At 64.3% G+C, this 17,600-nt stretch carries 16 protein-coding genes; 10 read left to right on the plus strand and 6 right to left on the minus strand.

From position 1 onward, the window contains the following. Position 1 precedes the first annotated feature (1 nt). Together GJ654_RS05965 and GJ654_RS05970 are read right to left on the minus strand one after the other, a co-directional pair. Positions 2–883, minus strand: coding sequence for an ion channel (locus tag GJ654_RS05965; protein WP_155445213.1), 882 nt, complete (start codon positions 881–883; stop codon positions 2–4). Positions 884–914: 31 nt separating this feature from the next. Next, entirely contained in the window at positions 915–1,316 is a 402-nt protein-coding gene (locus GJ654_RS05970) for a hypothetical protein (protein ID WP_155445214.1), read from the minus strand. 122 nt (positions 1,317–1,438) lie between these two features. Between GJ654_RS05970 and GJ654_RS05975 the strand changes: the two genes are divergently transcribed. Next, positions 1,439–1,669, plus strand: coding sequence for a hypothetical protein (locus GJ654_RS05975; RefSeq protein ID WP_155445215.1), 231 nt, complete (start codon positions 1,439–1,441; stop codon positions 1,667–1,669). Positions 1,670–1,849: 180 nt separating this feature from the next. Continuing rightward, positions 1,850–2,782: a glycosyltransferase family 2 protein gene (locus GJ654_RS05980; protein ID WP_264586130.1), complete on the plus strand. Its 933-nt coding sequence runs from the start codon at positions 1,850–1,852 to the stop codon at positions 2,780–2,782. A 132-nt stretch (positions 2,783–2,914) separates the two neighbouring features. Here GJ654_RS05980 and GJ654_RS05985 read toward each other — a convergent pair whose 3' ends face one another. Next, the gene (locus tag GJ654_RS05985; RefSeq protein ID WP_196305445.1) at positions 2,915–3,991 is read right to left on the minus strand and encodes a helix-turn-helix domain-containing protein; all 1,077 of its coding nucleotides are present in this window, start codon (positions 3,989–3,991) and stop codon (positions 2,915–2,917) included. A gap of 341 nt (positions 3,992–4,332) precedes the next feature. On the opposite strand from GJ654_RS05985, the gene GJ654_RS05990 reads away from it, so the two are divergent. From GJ654_RS05990 to GJ654_RS06005, 4 genes are all read left to right on the plus strand, one after another. Continuing rightward, complete coding sequence (locus tag GJ654_RS05990; protein WP_155445218.1) at positions 4,333–4,518, plus strand: hypothetical protein; 186 nt, start codon at positions 4,333–4,335, stop codon at positions 4,516–4,518. Between the two features lie 248 nt (positions 4,519–4,766). Continuing rightward, positions 4,767–6,191: a DUF1254 domain-containing protein gene (locus GJ654_RS05995; protein ID WP_264586116.1), complete on the plus strand. Its 1,425-nt coding sequence runs from the start codon at positions 4,767–4,769 to the stop codon at positions 6,189–6,191. A 31-nt stretch (positions 6,192–6,222) separates the two neighbouring features. Then, positions 6,223–6,576, plus strand: coding sequence for an HdeA/HdeB family chaperone (locus GJ654_RS06000; RefSeq protein ID WP_155445219.1), 354 nt, complete (start codon positions 6,223–6,225; stop codon positions 6,574–6,576). A 131-nt stretch (positions 6,577–6,707) separates the two neighbouring features. Beyond that, positions 6,708–7,133 carry a DUF2721 domain-containing protein gene (locus tag GJ654_RS06005; protein ID WP_196305446.1) on the plus strand — a complete coding sequence of 142 codons (426 nt, stop codon included), beginning with the start codon at positions 6,708–6,710 and terminating at the stop codon, positions 7,131–7,133. A 538-nt stretch (positions 7,134–7,671) separates the two neighbouring features. Here the strand turns inward: GJ654_RS06005 and GJ654_RS06010 are convergent. From GJ654_RS06010 to GJ654_RS06020, 3 genes are all read right to left on the minus strand, one after another. Then, positions 7,672–10,335 (minus strand): arylsulfatase, encoded by a 2,664-nt coding sequence (locus GJ654_RS06010; RefSeq protein ID WP_155445288.1) that lies wholly within the window; start codon positions 10,333–10,335, stop codon positions 7,672–7,674. A 607-nt stretch (positions 10,336–10,942) separates the two neighbouring features. Continuing rightward, complete coding sequence (locus tag GJ654_RS06015) at positions 10,943–12,271, minus strand: DEAD/DEAH box helicase (RefSeq protein WP_155445221.1); 1,329 nt, start codon at positions 12,269–12,271, stop codon at positions 10,943–10,945. A gap of 218 nt (positions 12,272–12,489) precedes the next feature. After that, positions 12,490–12,699: a cold-shock protein gene (locus GJ654_RS06020; RefSeq protein ID WP_155445222.1), complete on the minus strand. Its 210-nt coding sequence runs from the start codon at positions 12,697–12,699 to the stop codon at positions 12,490–12,492. A 281-nt stretch (positions 12,700–12,980) separates the two neighbouring features. Between GJ654_RS06020 and GJ654_RS06025 the strand changes: the two genes are divergently transcribed. Genes GJ654_RS06025 through GJ654_RS06040 form a run of 4 tightly spaced genes read left to right on the plus strand, consistent with a single transcriptional unit; the run spans position 12,981 to position 17,496 of the window. Then, the gene (locus tag GJ654_RS06025) at positions 12,981–13,559 is read left to right on the plus strand and encodes a 2-oxoacid:acceptor oxidoreductase family protein (protein WP_264586115.1); all 579 of its coding nucleotides are present in this window, start codon (positions 12,981–12,983) and stop codon (positions 13,557–13,559) included. Positions 13,560–13,572: 13 nt separating this feature from the next. After that, entirely contained in the window at positions 13,573–14,835 is a 1,263-nt protein-coding gene (locus tag GJ654_RS06030) for a transketolase C-terminal domain-containing protein (RefSeq protein WP_155445223.1), read from the plus strand. A 6-nt stretch (positions 14,836–14,841) separates the two neighbouring features. After that, entirely contained in the window at positions 14,842–15,861 is a 1,020-nt protein-coding gene (locus GJ654_RS06035; protein WP_155445224.1) for a thiamine pyrophosphate-dependent enzyme, read from the plus strand. 9 nt (positions 15,862–15,870) lie between these two features. Then, positions 15,871–17,496 carry an NAD(P)-binding protein gene (locus GJ654_RS06040; RefSeq protein ID WP_155445225.1) on the plus strand — a complete coding sequence of 542 codons (1,626 nt, stop codon included), beginning with the start codon at positions 15,871–15,873 and terminating at the stop codon, positions 17,494–17,496. Positions 17,497–17,600 lie beyond the last annotated feature (104 nt).

The raw sequence follows: 17,600 nt of genomic DNA on the forward strand, positions 1-17,600 counted from the left end.
ATCAATCCACCGCCTCGGTCTGGTGGATTTTCCGATAGTCGATTTCCTGCAGCGCGCCCTCCTCCGTGGGCTGCGCGCCGATGTCCGCGTACACATGATTGAAGCGCAACTCGTCGAAATGGTAGCCGCGGCGCACGACCAGCGTCTGGCCCGAGGCCTCGTCGTGGCCGTTGAAGACGAGCAGGATGCGCGCGTCCATCGCCTTGAGGTCGTCGCGGGTCAGGCCGTGCAGCGGGCTCGACTCGTCGATCGTATGGAACAGGGTCCAGGACAGGACGAAAATGGGATTGCGCCGATGCGCCAACGGCAGCGGACGGAAGCGAACGAAGCGGCGGCCCTCCAGAGTGGTTTCCGCATAGATGAGCCAGAGGTCGGCTTCGGCCTCGGTCACCACGCTGTGGCGGGCGTTGGCGAGCCGCGCCATCAGCGTCGTCTCACCCTGGTGCGGACCGATCACCAGCGCCTCCGCGAAAATGACGCGCGCCCGCGGCCTTGAGAAACGCGCGAAGATCAGGCCGGTGAACACGGCGAGGGTCGACAGGCCTGTAAAAATTTCGGCGGTGACGACGAGATGGGCGTAGGCGTTGGCGGGGTGCATATCGCCATAGCCGACCGTGGCGAGCGTCTCGACGGAGAAGAAGAACTTGTCCAGGAACGACCCCGGCCGCGCATTGGCGATGCAGTCGCCGCCGAGGTGGAACAGGCTGGCGAACAGCAGGTTCATCGTCAGGAAATAGACGGCGAACCCGGCAAAGAACGCCGGCCAGGACAGCCGCATGGAATTGTGGAAGAGGTCGCCGAACAGACTGGGCTTCAGCCCGCGCGCCAGAAATTCGCGGTCGGCGACCCGGATTTTCCTGGCCTTGTCGGGGTGGGCGATCATGGCCCGTGGATAGCAGCGTCAAGCTTGAGCGTCAAAAGCGATCAAGGTTGATCTTCTGGTCCGGGACCGTTCCGTGGAACAGCGGCCTCACGAGACCCGGCGCAAGGCTTCCATAGGGTCCGTAAAGGGCGAGGGCCCGGTCGCAGGCGGCAAAAAAACGGTGGCTTTCATTGGCGGCGGCGTGCTGGCGCGCATAGGCGAAGCCGTAAACTTTTATGTAATGGCCATCGACCCGGATGCGGTGGACATCGCGGAACAGGGCGAGCGCGGCGGGATCGACGGCGTAATTGACGCACATCTCGCTCCAGGCGGAGGCGTCGGCGATCAGCCGGATCAGCGCGTCGCGCTCCTGTGCGGCGCCGGCTTGGGCGGGCCCCGCTTGCGCGCCGGCGCAGGCCAGCGAAACGGCGAGGCCGAGGATCAAAGGCTTCATGGCGGCGCTCCCGGAATGTCGCCCCCATTCTGCCCGAAGCCGGCCGACGATCAAGTCCGCGCCGACGGAACTTTCAAGATCGCGGAACGTTTGGCGCGCAGGATTGAAGCGCGAGGACAGGCATGATTGGACGCTCGGCGACTCTTGCTGCGCTCGCAGCCGCGCTGATGTCCGGCGCCGCCCTCGCCCAGACCCCGCGCGCCGCCGATCCGCCGCCCGAAACCGTCAGCGCTCCGTCCGGGTCGCCAAGCGCCCAGCCCGCGAATCAGGGCGCGAGGCCAATCGACCCCGCCGTGAAGCGCGCGCCGGAGCGCGGCGAGCAGGAGCCGCCGGCGGGAGACGTCGGTTACTGAAAAGGCGGATCGTTCCCGCGCCCTCCGCCGCTCAATGTCATCAATCCCCCGCAAGACGCGGAGCAGGCGCAGCAGCCGCTTGAGCGAGGCGCCGCTTTCATTCTCGACATATCAAGAGCGGAATGTTACGCGCGTGAATTGCACGTTCAAGGAACCAATCTATTGCAACTGTCTGTCGTTGTGCCCTGCTACAATGAAGAGAATGGTCTCGACGCGTTGCGCCGGCGGATCGTCGCCGCCTGCCAGACCTGCGCGGCCGACGACTACGAAATCGTCCTGGTGAATGACGGTTCCTCGGACCGGACCTGGGATGTGATGGCGCGGTTTTCAGCCCAGGATCCGCGCGTCGTGGCGGTAAACCTTTCGCGCAACCATGGCCATCAGCTCGCACTGTCGGCGGGACTGTCCCTGGCGCGCGGCGACCGGGTGTTCATCATCGACGCCGATCTGCAGGATCCCCCCGAATTGCTCGGCGAAATGATGGCGCGCATGGACGCCGGGGCCGACGTTGTTTACGGGCAGCGCATTGAGCGCCAGGGGGAAACGCGGTTCAAGAAACTGTCCGCCTATCTCTTCTATCGCGTGCTCGACAGGCTGGTGGATGTTTCCATTCCCACCGACACCGGCGATTTCCGTCTCATGAGCCGTCGGGCGCTGGATGTTCTCAACGCCATGCCGGAACATCATCGCTTCATTCGCGGGATGGTCAGCTGGCTGGGGTTCCGCCAGGAAGCCGTGCCCTACGCCCGCGCCCCGCGTTTTGCCGACAGTTCCAAATATCCGCTGGCGAAAATGATCCGCTTCGCTTTGGACGCGATCACGGGGTTTTCCATACGGCCGCTGCGTCTCGCCTCTTACCTGGGCTTCGCCGTGAGTTTAATCGCCCTGGTGATGATGCTCTATGCGTTGATTTCTTATCTGCTGGGCAACACCGTCAGCGGCTGGACCTCCATGACGTTGATTATTCTGGCCGTCGCGAGCGTGCAGTTCATGCTCATGGGCGTTATTGGAGAGTACCTTGGCCGGCTCTACATGGAATCCAAGCGCCGGCCTCTCTATATCATTGATGAAATACGCACCTCTCCTTCGGCGTCCCGTTCGCAATCCATCTAACCCACACATTTTGATTGTGTAGCCAAGCCAATCAATTTTCCTGGCGCCGACGGTGGCGGAAACGCCTGACGCCTTGCGGGGACCGCGCCGCGCCGGAGGTTCGCGAAACGAGGCGGCGCCATCCTCGCGGCTTCAGGCGCGCGGGGCCGCTTTCCACGCCGACTTGAACGCCAAGGGGCTCAATCCCGTCGCCTTCTGAAACGCCCGACGAAAACTGCGCGCATCGGAATATCCGGTAAGTTCCGCCGCACGCTCCACCGTCTCGCCGTCGCGCAAAAAACCCTTGGCTTTGCGGATGCGCTGGAACGCCACCATCTCGGAGAACCGCACCCCCTCCCGCGCCAGGAGCCTGTCCAGCGACCTTTCGCTGATGCCGAGTTCCGAGGAAACTTCCCGCCGTCCCCTCAGCGTCCCGTCCCTCTCGACAATGCGCTCGACCAGACTGCGCGCGTCGATCCGACCCATGGACGCCAGCTCCCTTTCGGCCGCGCGGCGCAACATGTGAGCGGCGGCGGGATCGGGAAGGCGCAGGGGCGCGCGAAGGTCCCGGCTGCGATAGACGACGCGGGACCGGTCGGCGTCATCGACGATGCGCGCGGCGAGCCGTCTCGCCAAAACCCCTTTCAGACCGCGGCCGAGGCGCCCCTCGATCTCGAAGCGGACGGGCTCCGGCGCCTCGCCGGGAAGTTGCCTGAGGAGGTGGACGACGGTGAGAAGGTGATCGAGCCGCCAGAACTGCCCGAGTTCCTCGTCCGCATAGAGGTCGCGGGCGACGACCGCCGTTTCGTCGCCGTGCGTCTCCATGTCGAGCCGCAAGACCGAACCGGCGAGCGTCTGAAAGTCGAGCGCGAACCGCAGCGCGGCTTCGGCGCACGCCTGCACCATCATGCCAAGCCCGACGGTTCCAAAATTCGCGATGGATTTTCGAAACGCGTGATCGACGACGAACTCTTCGCCGACTTTTTCCCGGGCGCGAAGGTAGGCCTGCCGCGCCTCGAAATAGCTGAAGCGCCGTCCGCCGTCCGAGGGATGGTCCCCCTGGAACTCCAGAAAAGGAAAAATCTCGCGCGCATTCCAGCCGCGTTCGAAGGCATGGGCGATCAGCGGCGACATGACATGCAGCGGCACCACCCGGTCGTGCGCCGAGGCGAGCGGGATCTCCGCAGGCGCCGGCGCTCCAGCAACAAGTGTCCCCTTTTCTGGCGGCATCTGTCCTTGGCCCCCGTCCCGGCTTTCCCTAGCTTTTAATTCAAGCGTTAATTGACCTGCGCCAATGCGCATCATGCAGCGGATCGGACCCGTCGGCAATTCTGGACTGTCTCGATGACGGAAAAACCAAGGCGCGAACCAAGCTCCCCAGGAGGAGGCGCAGGCGCCTCGTGACTGCCTAAGCAGGATTTCCGAAAAGCGGCCCCCGGTTTTCGGATGAAAATCCTGCGAAAACAAAGGAACCTAAGCAAACATTCGTTGGGCGACCAACGAATGTTTGCTTAGGACACAGGTTTCACCGGGTCAGCCGTCCATCGGCGGCTAGAGCAGAGGAATGGGCCATGAAGAAATTTCTGTTTGCTTTCGGCGTCATCGCGCTTCTGGCGGAACCGGCGTCCGCGACCGGGGTCATCCGCATGTCGCCGGCCGACGCCGCCATCGGCGTCCAGCCGACGCAGACCGTGACCCGCGCCGGCGTCGCGCATCGCTCGACCCGCCGCACCACCCGTCGCGTCGACCGCCGCTAGAGCATTTTCAAGCGAAGCGGATACCGGTTCGCGTGAAGAAAATGCGTCAAAACAAGACTCTAGAGCTTTTTTCTGTTTCCATGAAACGTGAAAAAGCTCTAGGCCTATTGATCTTGCTCACATAAATTCGCGGCCGCCTCCGCCTGATCGCGAAGGCGGCCTGCTTTTGCGCCCGTGATCGCCCGGCCACATCCCCGGGCCGGGCTTTCGTTTTCAGCGACTTCGGTCGTCAACTCAATGGGGCTCACGTGGAATTTGACAGACGCGCCGCCATGATGGGCGGCATCGGCCTTCTCACCGGCGCCGCGGTCGCGCCGGGCGCGGCGCTCGCCTTCGACCATCCGCTCGCCGACCTCATCGAAGGCGCCGAAGATTTTCATATCGCCTCGGACGCCTACATCTACGGCTATCCGCTGGTCACCATGGAGATGACCCGGCGGGTCATGACCAACGTGGCCGAACCCGCCGGCACCCGCGCGCCGATGGGACAGCTCATCAAGGCGCGCGAGTACCCGACCGCCGCCTATCGCGACGTCACCGCGCCGAACGCCGACACGCTCTACACCATCGCCTTCCTCGACGTCGGGTCCGAGCCCTGGGTGGTCGACGCGCCCGACATGAAGGGCCGCTACTACCTGCTGCCGTTCCTCGACGGCTGGACCAATGTGTTCGCCTCCCCCGGCAGCCGCACGACCGGAACCGGCGCGCAAACTTTTGTCGTCACCGGTCCGGGCTGGAGCGGGACGATTCCCCCCGGCATGACCCAGCTCAAGTCGCCGACCGCCATCGTCTGGATGCTCGGCCGCATCTATTGCACGGGCACGCCCGAGGATTACGCGGCGGTCCATGCGCTGCAGGACGCCTTCAAGGTGCAGCCGCTGAACACCTGGGGCAAGGACTACAAGCCGCCGGCGGGAACCGCCGATCCGGCGATCGACATGAAGACGCCGGTCCGCGACCAGGTCAACAAGCTTTCCGCGCACGATTATTTCACCCTGCTCGCCGACCTGCTGAAGCGCAACCCGCCCGCCGCCGCTGACGCGCCCGCGCTGGAGCGTTTCAAGGAGATCGGGCTGGAGGCCGGCAAAAATTTCGACCCGGCGGCGCTCGACCGCCGCTATGACGCGCGCGTGCCGCGCTTGGCCTTCGATCGCATCCTCCTGCACATGACCTCGCTCAAGCGGGAGCACGGCTGGCTGTTCACGACCAAGACCGGCGCCTACGGGACCGACTATCTGCAACGCGCCTTCATCACGGCGATCGGGCTCGGCGCCAACCTGCCGCAGGACGCCGTCTATCCGATGTCGCAGCGCGCCTCGCTGCTGCGCGCCTACGACGGCGCGCAAAAGTACGAAATCCGGTTCGAAAAGGGCCAGCTGCCGCCGGTCAAGGGGTTCTGGTCGCTGACCATGTACGACGAAAACATGTTCTTCGTCGCCAATCCGATCAACCGCTATTCCATGAGCATGCGGACCAATCCGAAATTCGAGTCCGACGGCTCGCTGGTCATCACCATCCAGAACGAAAGCCCCGGCGCAGACAAGGAAGCCAATTGGCTGCCCGCGCCAAAAGGAAAATTCCACCTGATGCTGCGTCTGTACTGGCCCACCGAAAACGATCCGTCGATTCTCAACGGTTCCTGGGAGCCGCCGGCGGTCAAGCGCGCGCGTTAAAAACCCGATTTTTCATGATGGAGTGAATTGTATGAAACATGCGCTGGTCCTCGGATTTTTGGCTGCGGCTGCGTCAATGGGCGCCGCCGAAGCCGCTCCGGTCGAACTCTCGACCTATGCCGACGCCAAGGGATGGATCGACGTGCAGGAGCTGACCTGCGCGCAATTGGCGAACACTTTTCAGGAAGACGCCGATTATCTGACCGCCTGGTACAGCGGCTGGTACAATGGCCTGGCCAAAAAACACTTCGTCAAGCCCGATCGCGCCAAAACGCTCGAGCACAACATCATCATGTATTGCAAGGCGAACCCCGACAAGAAGATCATCCACGGGTTGGATGTGGTCTTCAAGGAATGGCGCGAGAAGAACGGCATCCGCGAGTAAGCCGCGCGCGCCGTCATCCGCGAGCGGTTTGGCGGCGCGACACCATGGCGTGAGCCAAATTCTTCATGTCTCCGCCGCAATGCTCCACCGGCTTTGAGCTGCGGCGCCGCAAGCCACACTTCAGGACGCGCATGCTCCCAAGCGGCCCCGACGCCGATCATATCCACTTGGCCATTTCGCACGCGACCGCGCCGGCCTTCCTGCTCGGAGCGGTTGCGGGCTTTCTCTCCGTGCTGGTGGGCAGGCTGGACCGGGTCGTGGACCGCAAGCGCACCCTTCTGGGCGGAGACGCCTACAGCGAGGAGGACGCGGCGAAACTCGCCCGCCTGTTCAAGCGGAGAATGATTCTCCTGCAACGCGCGATCTATTTCGCCGTGCTCAGCGCCCTGGTGACCGCGGGGCTGCTGACCCTGGCTTTCGTGACCGCGCTGATCGGCATCGATCATAACACGGGCTCCGCGCTTTTTTTCATTGTCGCCCTGGGGCTGCTCGTCGTCTCGCTGATCTACTTTTCCCGCGAGATCCGGGTTTACATGGGCTCATTCCATCTCGAATGAGCCGCGCCACAAGCGCCTTGGAAATCGGCCCAAAGCGTTCCAGACCGCCGGATGTCGGCCGCGATGCGCTCCACGGCCGGCAGCGCGCGCCTGAAGACTTTTCGAGGCCTGGAACAGAGTTCGTTCAGCCCCGGCTCGCGATCCGGCGTTCGGATCAGGCGGTTGCGCGGGCATTCGCCCCTGCAGTCGGTTTTTTTAAGCGACACGCGCGGCAAAGTCCCCGACTTGGCCCGGACAGCCGCGCCGTGCTCAGATAGAAGCCGCATGTGCAATCGAGAGTGCAGGTCGAACCCAACTGGCGCGGAATTCTGTCCTTATCGAACGTCGCAAGCTCGGTCGGCTGTCCGGGGCAGTTTTCGGTTCTACAGATACGCAAGCATCCGTTGACGCCACACACCTCAACGTCGTCATGGCCGCGCGTCGTCCCGGCCATCCACGCGGCGCCGAAACGCGACACGTGCGGCATGTTCTCTCGCCTGTCGGCGGGATGCCCGGCACAAGGCCGGGCATGATGTCCGTGGTTTAACCTGCCCGCGGGTTACTGCTGCAAGCACCCGCGCACGAATTTGATCCGGTCGACGACGTCAAGCTTTTCCGCCAGAGCCTTCTCGCGGCATTCCTTGAGCTTGTCGACCTTCTGCTCCATTTTCTGCACGAAGTCGATTTCGTCCGAAACCGGCCCGTCGGCGGCGGCCGCCTTCACACCTTCCAGCCTCTTGATGTCGTCGGGCGTCAACTGCGGCCGGTCGAGCTTGATCGTCAACTTGTCGAGTTTTGCGGTCAGCGGGAACGGCGGCTGATAGTCCGCGTCGTTCACCCCCGTCAGCGTGTCGGAGCCGATATCAAAACTCTCGTCCCATTGCAGGATCATCGGCAGGGTGCGCTCCATTTTTTGGGTGGCGACAACCTTGCCGTCGACCTTCAACTCGCCGACGCCGGAGCGGCCGACGCCGGAGAAGTTGTTGAAAGCCAGCGTGCCCGGGCCGAGGCCGTCATATTTGAAATCGAACTCGACCGTATGTTTGCCCGGCGCGAGCGCATCCGGGCCTTCCCATTTGAGGCGCTTGAGGTCGACGAGGTTCCACAGGAACACCGGCTTGCCCTTGAGCAGGTAGAAACCGTAACCGCCGAAGCGGCCGCCGGAGGTGAGGATCATGCCCTCGCCGCCCTGCTGCGGAACGTCGAGATCGGCCGTGACCGTATAGGACGTGTTCAGCAGCAGCGGCGAATCGCCCTGCGGCAGACCGACCATCGGCCGCGTGTAGACGAACTCGGTCCGCCCGGCGGTGATGTTGGGGCGTGGCGCCACCACGCGCGCCGCCACGGAGGCGTCGAGCGGGAAAACTTGATGCTTCTTCGCCTCCTGAACAAAGGCTTCGCGCAGCTCGGCGACCTTGAGCGGGTGTTTGTCGGCGATATCGTCGGTCTGGTTCCAATTCTTGCGCAAGTCGTAGAGCTGGAACACCTGATTGTTGAGCGGGTCCGGGTTCGCCGGACCGAACGCCTCCCAGGGCGCGCGGTTGACCTTGGTGCTGAGCAGCCAGCCCTCGTCATACAGCGCCCACTGGCCCATCATCTCGAAATACTGGAGCTTGTGGCGCGTGGGAGCCTTGGCGTTCTCGGCGTCGAACGTATAGGCGAAACTCGTTCCCTCGATGGGCGCCTGCTTGATGCCATCGACCATTTCGGGCGCCTTGATGCCGGCGGCTTCCAGGACTGTCGGCATGACGTCGATGACATGGGTGAACTGCTCACGCAGGCCGCCCTTGTCCTTGATCCGCGCCGGCCAGGACACCACCATGTTCTGGTTGACGCCGCCGAGCCGTGACGCATTCTGTTTGAACCAGTCGAACGGCGTGTCAAAAGCCCAGGACCAGCCGGCCGACATGTGGTTGTAGGTCTGCTCCGTGCCCCACACGTCATAAAACTTCATCTGCACTTCGGCCGGAATTTGGTTGAGGCCGTTGAAGAAGGCGACCTCGTTCGGCGTGCCCAGGGGGCCGCCCTCGGCGCTCGTCCCATTGTCGCCGTTGATGTAGATGACCAGCGTATTATCGGGATCGCCCAGGCTCTTCATGGCCTCGACGACGCGGCCGGTCTCATGGTCGCTGTAAGCGGCATAGGCCGCGAACACTTCGACCTGACGGATGAAAAGCTTCTTTTCAATATCCGTGAGCTGGTCCCAGGGCTTCAGCTTGTCGCTCGGCCAGGGCGTGAGCGTGGCGTCCTTGGGCACGATGCCGAGCCGCTTCTGGTTGTCAAAAATGCGTTCGCGCAGCTTTTCATAGCCGTCGTCGAACAGATGCTGCGCGTGGATCTTGTCGACCCAGTCCTGGGTCGGATGATGCGGCGCGTGGGTCGCGCCCGGCGCGTATTTGACGAACAGCGGCTTGGCAGGATCGATCTGATGCATCCGCGTCATCCAGTCGATGGCGTCGTCCGCCATCGCCGTAACGAGGTTCCAGCTTCCCGGAGGTTTTCCAAGGAACGGGTATATTTGCGTGGTGTTGCGGAACAGATTTGGTTGCCACTGATTGGCGTCGCCGCCAACAAAACCGTAGAAATATTCAAAGCCCATCCCGGTCGGCCACTGGTCGAACGGACCGGCTTGGCTCGCCGCGAAAGCCGGCGTGTTGTGGTCCTTGCCGAACCAGGAGGTGTGGTAGCCGTTTTCGAGCAGAACGCGCCCGATGGTCGCCTTGTCCTTGGCGATGATGCTGTTGTAGCCGGGATAACCGGTCGATTGCTCGGAAATGACGCCGAAGCCGGCGGAATGGTGGTTGCGCCCGGTGATCAGCGCGGCGCGGGTCGGCGAGCACAGCGCGGTGGAGAACATGCGGGTGTAGCGCAGGCCTTCCTGCGCGATCTCGTCCATCGTCGGGGTCGGAATGACGCCGCCGAACGTTCCGGGCACGCCGAAGCCGGCGTCGTCGGTGATGACCAGCAGCACGTTCGGCGCGCCCTTGGGCGGGACGACGCGCGGCGCCCACCAGGGCGTCGATTGCAGCGCGTCATGCTTGATGAGCCCGCCGAATTTCGGGTCGGGCGGCGGCAACTGCTTTCCGTCGATCGTCGTCGTGGCGCCGGGCGAGCCCAGCACGCCCGTGACCTCCTGCGCCGGGGCCGGAGCTGCGGCGCCAAAGGCGACCAGAGCGCCGAGCGCCCAGACGGATGCGCTTCTTGTCCAGGCGTTCGCGCGCATCGCCTTGTCCGACGGCGCGTTGGCGCGATTGAATGAGAGCGCGGCGAACGGGGCTTTCGCTAGATCCTTGATCATCGGATGTCCCATCGTAAGGCGGGTCGTGGCGAACCGCACGGCCTGGATGCAATCAGAGTTTCGCCGGTTGATCCTGTTCAAGCCGGAAAATAGGTCAAGGACGGATTTCGCCAGAAACGGGGACAGTTCTCGCCGTCGGCGTCACGCGGCGCGTGCAGGGTCAACCCACGACCAAGCAACTGATGTCACGGTCAAGTTTCGCCCGCGCATTCCACACGGTTTCGCCGGCGCGCGCCTTGCTGTGCTTCGGCGCGGTCGCAACTGTTCCAAAAAAATATAATTCCTGAAAGCGCGAGGCGGCCAGGCGTCCCGCTGGGGGCGCCTGGCCCTCACGTTATTTCCCGCCAGCGCTGGCGGAATTGCCCTCGCAAGCCTGCGCCGAGTTGGCGGAGACAGCCGGAATCCCGACCGCGAGCATCAGAGCGAGCACCACAAAACCCATTTTGCGCATCTTGAGGTTCCCTAGGTTTCGTCAACGTCCAGGCGATCACGCCGAGCCCTATGTGGGGGCTCGGCGGCCGGATGGAAGAGGTCAGCCGCGACGCGCCTGAGAGCGTCCGCCTTCCGCGTGCGACCGCGACGCCGGCCGGCCCTGGCCGTCCCGACGCGGAGCCGGCCTTGCGGCGGCGGGAGCGCCATTCGCGGGACGCGCACCATTGGCGGGACGCCCGCCGTTCTGGGGACGTCCGCCGCGCTTCTTCGGCGCCGGCGCGGCCTCGACGGGCGCGTTGGGATCGAGACGCAGATCGGTCGCCGGAATCGCCTGTTTCGTCAGTTTCTCGATCGCGCGCAAAAGGTCGCGCTCCTCGTGATCGCACAAGGAAATGGCCTCGCCCTCCGCTCCGGCGCGCGCCGTGCGGCCGATGCGATGCACATAGGCCTCCGGAACTTCCGGCAGCTCGAAATTGACGACATGGCTGACCGCGTCGATGTCGATGCCGCGCGCGGCGATATCGGTGGCGACGAGAACCGCCACCTTGCCGGCGCGAAATCCCTCCAGCGCGCGCAGACGCTGGTTCTGGCTCTTGTTGCCGTGAATCGCCTCCGCCGTCAGCCCGGCGTCGAGCAGGGCCGAGGCGACGCGGTCGGCGCCGCGCTTGGTGCGGGTGAAGACGATGGAGCGGCTGAAATCGGGCTTTTGCAGCAGCTCAACCAAGACCTCGCGCTTGCGCTTGGACTCGACATGGATCACCCGCTGCGCCACGCGGTCCGCCGTCTTGGCCACCGGGGTCACCGAGACTTTGACCGGATTGAAAAGCATTTCGCCGGCGAGCGTGGCGATTTCCGTCGGCATGGTCGCCGAGAAGAACAGGGTTTGCCGCGCCTTCGGCAGTTTCGAAAAGATCTTTCGAATCGGCACGAGGAAGCCGAGGTCGAGCATGTGGTCGGCCTCGTCCAGCACCACGGCGTGGGTGCCGTCGAGCCGCAGATTGCCCTGCTGCATGTGGTCGAGCAGGCGGCCGGGGGTGGCGACGAGCACGTCCAGGCCGCGCGAAAGCGCCTGCACCTGGGCGCCGAAGCCGACGCCGCCGAAAATGGTGGCGACGCGCAACCCGGCGAAGCGGCCATAGGCCCTGAAACTGTCGCCGATCTGGGCGGCCAGTTCGCGGGTCGGGGCGAGCACGAGAACGCGGGTCTGCTTGGGGCGGGGATGTTCGGGATAGGCGAGCAGCCGGGTGATCAGCGGCGTGGCGAAAGCGCAGGTCTTGCCGGTGCCGGTCTGGGCTATCCCCAGGAGGTCGCGCCCTTCGAGCAGGGGCGGAATGGCTTGCGCCTGAATGGGGGTGGGGGTTTCGTAACCTTCGGTCTTAAGAGCGCGCAAAATGGTCTCGGCGAGGCCGAGATCGGAAAAATTGGTCATTGTTGCTTTCGTGGGGCCGCGCCCGCGCCATGGGCGTCGGGACGGTCGCAGAAGGCCCCGCACGGAATGGGCCGACTGTCAAAGAAATCCGGGCGACGCATGAATTTCAAGAAATTCGCGTCCCATGCGCCGGCAGTTTTTTCCATCCCGCCCGTCCGTTCACCGGGTGGCGGAATGGAGAGTCGGCAAGACCAAGGTCTTGCCGCAAAAGTCGCTGTTCAGGAGACCTGCAGCTTGTCCGCCGAGGACTTGCCGGTGCGACGGTCGACCACGATCTCGTAGGTGACCTTCTGGCCCTCGTTGAGGCCGGCCAGGCCAGCCCGCTCAACGGCGGAGACATGGACGAAGACGTCGCCGCCGCCGGCGTCCGGCGCGATGAAGCCGTAGCCCTTGGTGGCGTTGAACCATTTTACGGTTCCAGTAGACATGGGAGTACTTTCCTGAAGGCGGTAATCATGCGGGGCGCTCTCCGCGCCCTGCCCGGTTCTATCGATGTTGTGGAGATCATTGACGCGCTTGAGCGCGAAATCGCCCCCGAAGCGCGAGCCCTGGGGCCAAAACTCGATTTTGTTCAGATAGCAGTCAATCGTGTCCGAAACAAGGCGCGATCTTTGCGAGATGTCAAGGCGAGGTCATGGAAACCGAGGCATGATGTGCTTAAGGTAAAAGGCCGGCGACAGACTGGCGACCCCATGGGCAGGAGACGCAGGTGTTTCAGATCCGGATTCATGGCCGGGGCGGCCAAGGCGTGGTCACCGGGGCGGAGATGCTCTCGGTCGCCGCCTTTATGGAGGGGCGTCACGCCCAGGCATTTCCCAGTTTCGGCTCCGAGCGCACCGGCGCGCCGGTGGTCGCCTTTTGCCGAATCGACGACAAGGAGATCCGCTTACGCGAACCGATCCAGGATCCGGATTGCCTGATCCTGCAAGACCCGACGCTGCCGCGCGTGGTCGACGTGTTTTCCGGCCTGCGTCCGGGCGGCTATCTGCTGGTCAACACCAACAAGACTTTTGACGACCTCCACCTGCGCGCGCTGGCGGACAAACTGCCGCCGGGCCACGCCAGGATCGTGCCGGCCACCGAACTGGCGCTCAAACACGTCAAGCGTCCCGCGCCCAACGCCGCCCTGCTCGGCGCCTTCGCCGCGCTCACCGGCCTCGTCCATTTCGACAGCGTCAAGCGCGCCATTCTCCAGGCGTTTCCGGGAAAAGTCGGCGAGGCCAACAGCGCCGCCGCCCAGGAAGCCTACGATCTCGTCATGGTTCAGGAACGCGCGGCAACCGCCTGAGGAGCGCCCAACAATGCTGAAGCAAATGGAAGGGTCCCACGCGGTCGCCGAGGCCATCGCGCTGTGCCGTCCCGAAGTCATCTGCGCCTATCCGATCACGCCGCAGACCCATATCGTCGAGGGCGTGGGCGAGCTGGTGAAATCCGGCGCGCTGGAAAATTGCGAATTCATCAACGTCGAAAGCGAATTCGCCGCTTTGTCGGTGGCGATTGGCGCCTCCGCCGCCGGCGCCCGCGCCTACACGGCGACAGCCTCGCAAGGCCTGCTGTTCATGGCGGAAGCGGTTTACAACGCCGCCGGCCTCGGCCTGCCCATCGTCATGACGCTCGGCAACCGGGCCATCGGCGCGCCCATCAACATCTGGAACGACCATTCCGACGCCATGTCGATGCGCGACGCCGGCTGGATGCAGCTGTTCGCCGAAAACAACCAGGAGGCGGTCGACCTTCACATCATCGCCTTCCGGCTGGCGGAAGAGCTGTCCATGCCGGTGATGGTCTGCGTCGACGGTTTTATCCTCACCCACGCCTTCGAACGCGTCGACATCCCCGAGCAGGCGCAGGTCGACGCCTTCCTGCCGCCCTATGATCCCGTGCAGGTGCTCGATCCCGACAATCCCGCCTCGATCGGCGCCATGGTCGGCCCCGAGGCCTTTACCGAAGTCCGCTTCCTCGCCCATTACAAGCAGCGTCAAGCGCTGCGGCTGATCCCCGCGCTCTCCGACGATTTTGCCAAAATTTTCGGGCGGGCGTCGGGCGGCCTGCTGCGCGCCTACCGCACCGAGGACGCCGAGACCATTGTCGTCGCCATGGGCTCCGTGGTCGGCACCATCAAGGACGTCGTCGACGAGTTGCGCGACGAGGGCCAAAAGATCGGCGTGGTCACTTTGGTGTCCTACCGCCCCTTCCCGGTCGAGGCTTTGCGCGACATCCTGAAAACCGCGAAGCATGTCGTGGTGGTCGAAAAGAGCATTTCGGTGGGCTTGGGCGGACCGCTCGCCGACAACACCGACGGCGTGCTGCGCAATCTCGAAAACCGGCCCCGGCTGCATTCGGCCATCGCCGGGCTCGGCGGGCGCCCGATCACCCGCGCCTCGCTGAAACGATTGTTCCACGACGCGGCCCACGCGCCCTGGGAGGGACCGTTCTTCCTCGACCTCAACGAGCGCGTGGTCGGGCGCGAAATCCACCGGGTTCGAAAAGTGCGCCGCTCCGGCTCGACGGCGGAAAACATTTTGCGACAGCTCGCGCTGGCCAGCCATCTTCCGCAGGAGTGAGACGCCATGGACGACAGCACGCTCACTCAGCAACAGAAGCTGAAATATTATCAAAAGGGCACGTTCACCGTCGGCAACCGCCTCGTCGCCGATGAAGAGCGGTCGGTGCAGGCGTCCGCCGAGCGCAGCAACGCTCTGACCTCGGGCCATCGCGCCTGCCAGGGGTGTGGCGAAGCGCTCGGCGCCCGCTACGCCATTGACGCCGCCATGCGCGCCACCGGCAACGACCTGATCGCGGTGAACGCCACCGGCTGCCTGGAGGTGTTCACCACCCCCTATCCCGAAACCTCCTGGCAATTGCCCTGGCTGCACTCCCTGTTCGGCAATGCGGCGGCGGTGGCGACCGGCGTCGCGGCGGCCATGCGGGTGAAGGGCAAGAAGACGCGGGTGGTCGCCCAGGGCGGCGACGGCGGCACCACCGACATCGGCTTCCAGTGCCTGTCCGGCATGTTTGAGCGCAACGACGACGTGCTCTACATCTGCTATGATAACGAAGGCTACATGAACACCGGCGTCCAGCGCTCTTCGGCGACTCCGCCGGCGGCGCGCACCGCCACCACGCCGGCGCTCGGGCCGGAGCCGGGCAATGTGTTTGGCACCGGCAAATTCGTGCCAAAGATCGCGGTCGCCCACGGCATTCCCTATGTCGCCACCGCCACGGTCGCCGACCTCCGCGATCTCGAAGCCAAGGTCATCAAGGCCATGGGCATCACGGGCGCGCGCTACATCCAGATCAACGTCCCCTGCCCGCTCGGCTGGGGCGCGCCCTCCTACGACACGATAAAACTGGCGCGTCTGGCGGTGGAATGCGGCCTCTATCCGATTTTCGAGGCGGAGCACGGCCGCATCACCCAATCGCGAAAGATCAGGCGGCAGGTTCCGGTGCGCGACTATCTGATCCTGCAAAAGCGCTACGCGCATCTCTTTCGCAACGGCGTCGACGACCCTCGGGTGCAAAGACTGCAAGCGATCTGCGACGCGCATATCGAGGAATACGGACTTCTGGGCGACGACGCTGAAGCGTGAGGCACGACCATGGAACATGATTTCGCAATCACGCTGGACGTCGGCACCTCGCTCGCCAACCACACGGGCACGTGGCGCACGTTCCGACCCGACTATGTCCACCGCCTGCCGCCCTGCAACGCCGCCTGCCCGGCCGGCGAGGACATCCAGGGCTGGCTGAGCTTTGCCGAAGCCGGCGAATACGAAGCGGCGTGGCGCGCGCTGACGAAAAACAATCCGCTGCCCGCCGTCATGGGCCGCGTCTGCTATCACCCCTGCGAAACCGCCTGCAACCGGTCCCAAATCGACGCCGCCGTGGGGGTCAACGCCGTCGAGCGTTTTCTGGGCGACATGGCGATCGCCAAGGGCTGGGCGTTCGCGCCGCCCACGCAAAAGAGCGGCAAAAAGGTTCTGGTGGTCGGCGCCGGACCCGCGGGCCTCTCCGCCGCCTATCATCTGGCGATGCTCGGCCACGAGGTCACGCTCAGGGAAGCCGGCCCCGCGCCGGGCGGCATGATGCGTTTCGGCATTCCCAAATATCGCCTGCCGCGCGACGTGCTCGACGCCGAAGTCGCCCGCATCGCCGATCTCGGCGTGCGCATCGAATACAACAGCAAGGTTTCCGACCTTCAGGCGACGATAAAGGAAGGCGGGTTCGACGCGGCCTTCCTCGCGGTCGGCGCCCATATCGCCAAGCGCGCCTACATTCCCGCCGGCGAGGCGACCAAGATTCTGGACGCCGTGCAGGTGCTGGCCTCGATGGAGGGAGCGGAAAAACCGCTGCTCGGGCGGCGCGTCGTCGTCTATGGCGGCGGCAACACCGCGCTCGACGTGGCGCGCACGGCCAAACGCCTCGGCGCGGAAGAGGCGATCATCGTCTATCGCCGCACCCGCGAAAAAATGCCGGCGCATGATTTCGAACTGGAGGAGGCGCTGGAAGAAGGCGTGATGATGAAGTGGCTGTCCACCATCAAGCACGTCGACGCCGGCGCGATCACGGTCGAAAAGATGAAGCTGGACGAGGCCGGCTTCCCACAGCCGACCGGCGAGTTCGAGACGCTTGAAGCCGATTCGGTCGTTCTCGCGCTCGGCCAGGACGTGGACCTCTCCCTGCTCGACGGCGTGCCCGGCCTGGAATTTTCCGACGGGCTCGTCAAAGTCGGCCCGGACATGATGACCGGCGCGAAAGGCATTTTCGCCGGCGGCGACATGGCGCCGTCCGAGCGCACGGTGACGGTCGCGGTCGGCCACGGCAAAAAAGCCGCGCGCCACATCGACGCTTTTTTGCGCGGCGAAACCTATGCGCCGCCGCCGAAGCACGAATTGGCGAGTTTTGAAAACCTCAACCCCTGGTATTACGGCGAGGCCCCGCAAACCCTGCGACCCACGCTGGAAATCGCCCGGCGCTCCTCGACTTTTGAGGAGGTTGTCAAAGGCCTCGACGAAAGCAACGCGCTCTATGAGGCGCGGCGCTGCCTGTCCTGCGGCAATTGTTTCGAGTGCGACAATTGCTATGGCGTCTGCCCGGACAATGCGGTGATCAAACTCGGGGCCGGCAAGGGGTTCAAGTTCAATTACGATTTCTGCAAGGGCTGCGGGGTCTGCGAAGCCGAATGCCCCTGCGGCGCAATCGCCATGGCGCCGGAAGAAATCTGAAGCGCGGCGCTCCTCCTGAGGGCCTATTTCGCAGGAGGCGCCCGTGATGTAGCCTCACGGTCCAGCTGCGGAGCGGCGACGCGGGCATAGAAACCCGCGCTTTC

The sequence above is a fragment of the Rhodoblastus acidophilus genome (genome assembly GCF_009720655.1).
Classification (GTDB): domain Bacteria; phylum Pseudomonadota; class Alphaproteobacteria; order Rhizobiales; family Beijerinckiaceae; genus Rhodoblastus; species Rhodoblastus acidophilus_A.

Bases quoted from the DNA above. Each gene is read 5' to 3' on its own strand.
- GJ654_RS06010 (WP_155445288.1), bottom strand. From the start codon at position 10,335: ATGCGCGCGAACGCCTGGACAAGAAGCGCATCCGTCTGGGCGCTCGGC.
- GJ654_RS06040 (WP_155445225.1), top strand. From the start codon at position 15,871: ATGGAACATGATTTCGCAATCACGCTGGACGTCGGCACCTCGCTCGCC.
- GJ654_RS06015 (WP_155445221.1), bottom strand. From the start codon at position 12,271: ATGACCAATTTTTCCGATCTCGGCCTCGCCGAGACCATTTTGCGCGCT.
- GJ654_RS05975 (WP_155445215.1), top strand. From the start codon at position 1,439: ATGATTGGACGCTCGGCGACTCTTGCTGCGCTCGCAGCCGCGCTGATG.
- GJ654_RS06035 (WP_155445224.1), top strand. From the start codon at position 14,842: ATGGACGACAGCACGCTCACTCAGCAACAGAAGCTGAAATATTATCAA.
- GJ654_RS06030 (WP_155445223.1), top strand. From the start codon at position 13,573: ATGCTGAAGCAAATGGAAGGGTCCCACGCGGTCGCCGAGGCCATCGCG.
- GJ654_RS05970 (WP_155445214.1), bottom strand. From the start codon at position 1,316: ATGAAGCCTTTGATCCTCGGCCTCGCCGTTTCGCTGGCCTGCGCCGGC.
- GJ654_RS05985 (WP_196305445.1), bottom strand. From the start codon at position 3,991: ATGCCGCCAGAAAAGGGGACACTTGTTGCTGGAGCGCCGGCGCCTGCG.
- GJ654_RS06000 (WP_155445219.1), top strand. From the start codon at position 6,223: ATGAAACATGCGCTGGTCCTCGGATTTTTGGCTGCGGCTGCGTCAATG.
- GJ654_RS06020 (WP_155445222.1), bottom strand. From the start codon at position 12,699: ATGTCTACTGGAACCGTAAAATGGTTCAACGCCACCAAGGGCTACGGC.
- GJ654_RS05990 (WP_155445218.1), top strand. From the start codon at position 4,333: ATGAAGAAATTTCTGTTTGCTTTCGGCGTCATCGCGCTTCTGGCGGAA.
- GJ654_RS06005 (WP_196305446.1), top strand. From the start codon at position 6,708: ATGCTCCCAAGCGGCCCCGACGCCGATCATATCCACTTGGCCATTTCG.
- GJ654_RS05965 (WP_155445213.1), bottom strand. From the start codon at position 883: ATGATCGCCCACCCCGACAAGGCCAGGAAAATCCGGGTCGCCGACCGC.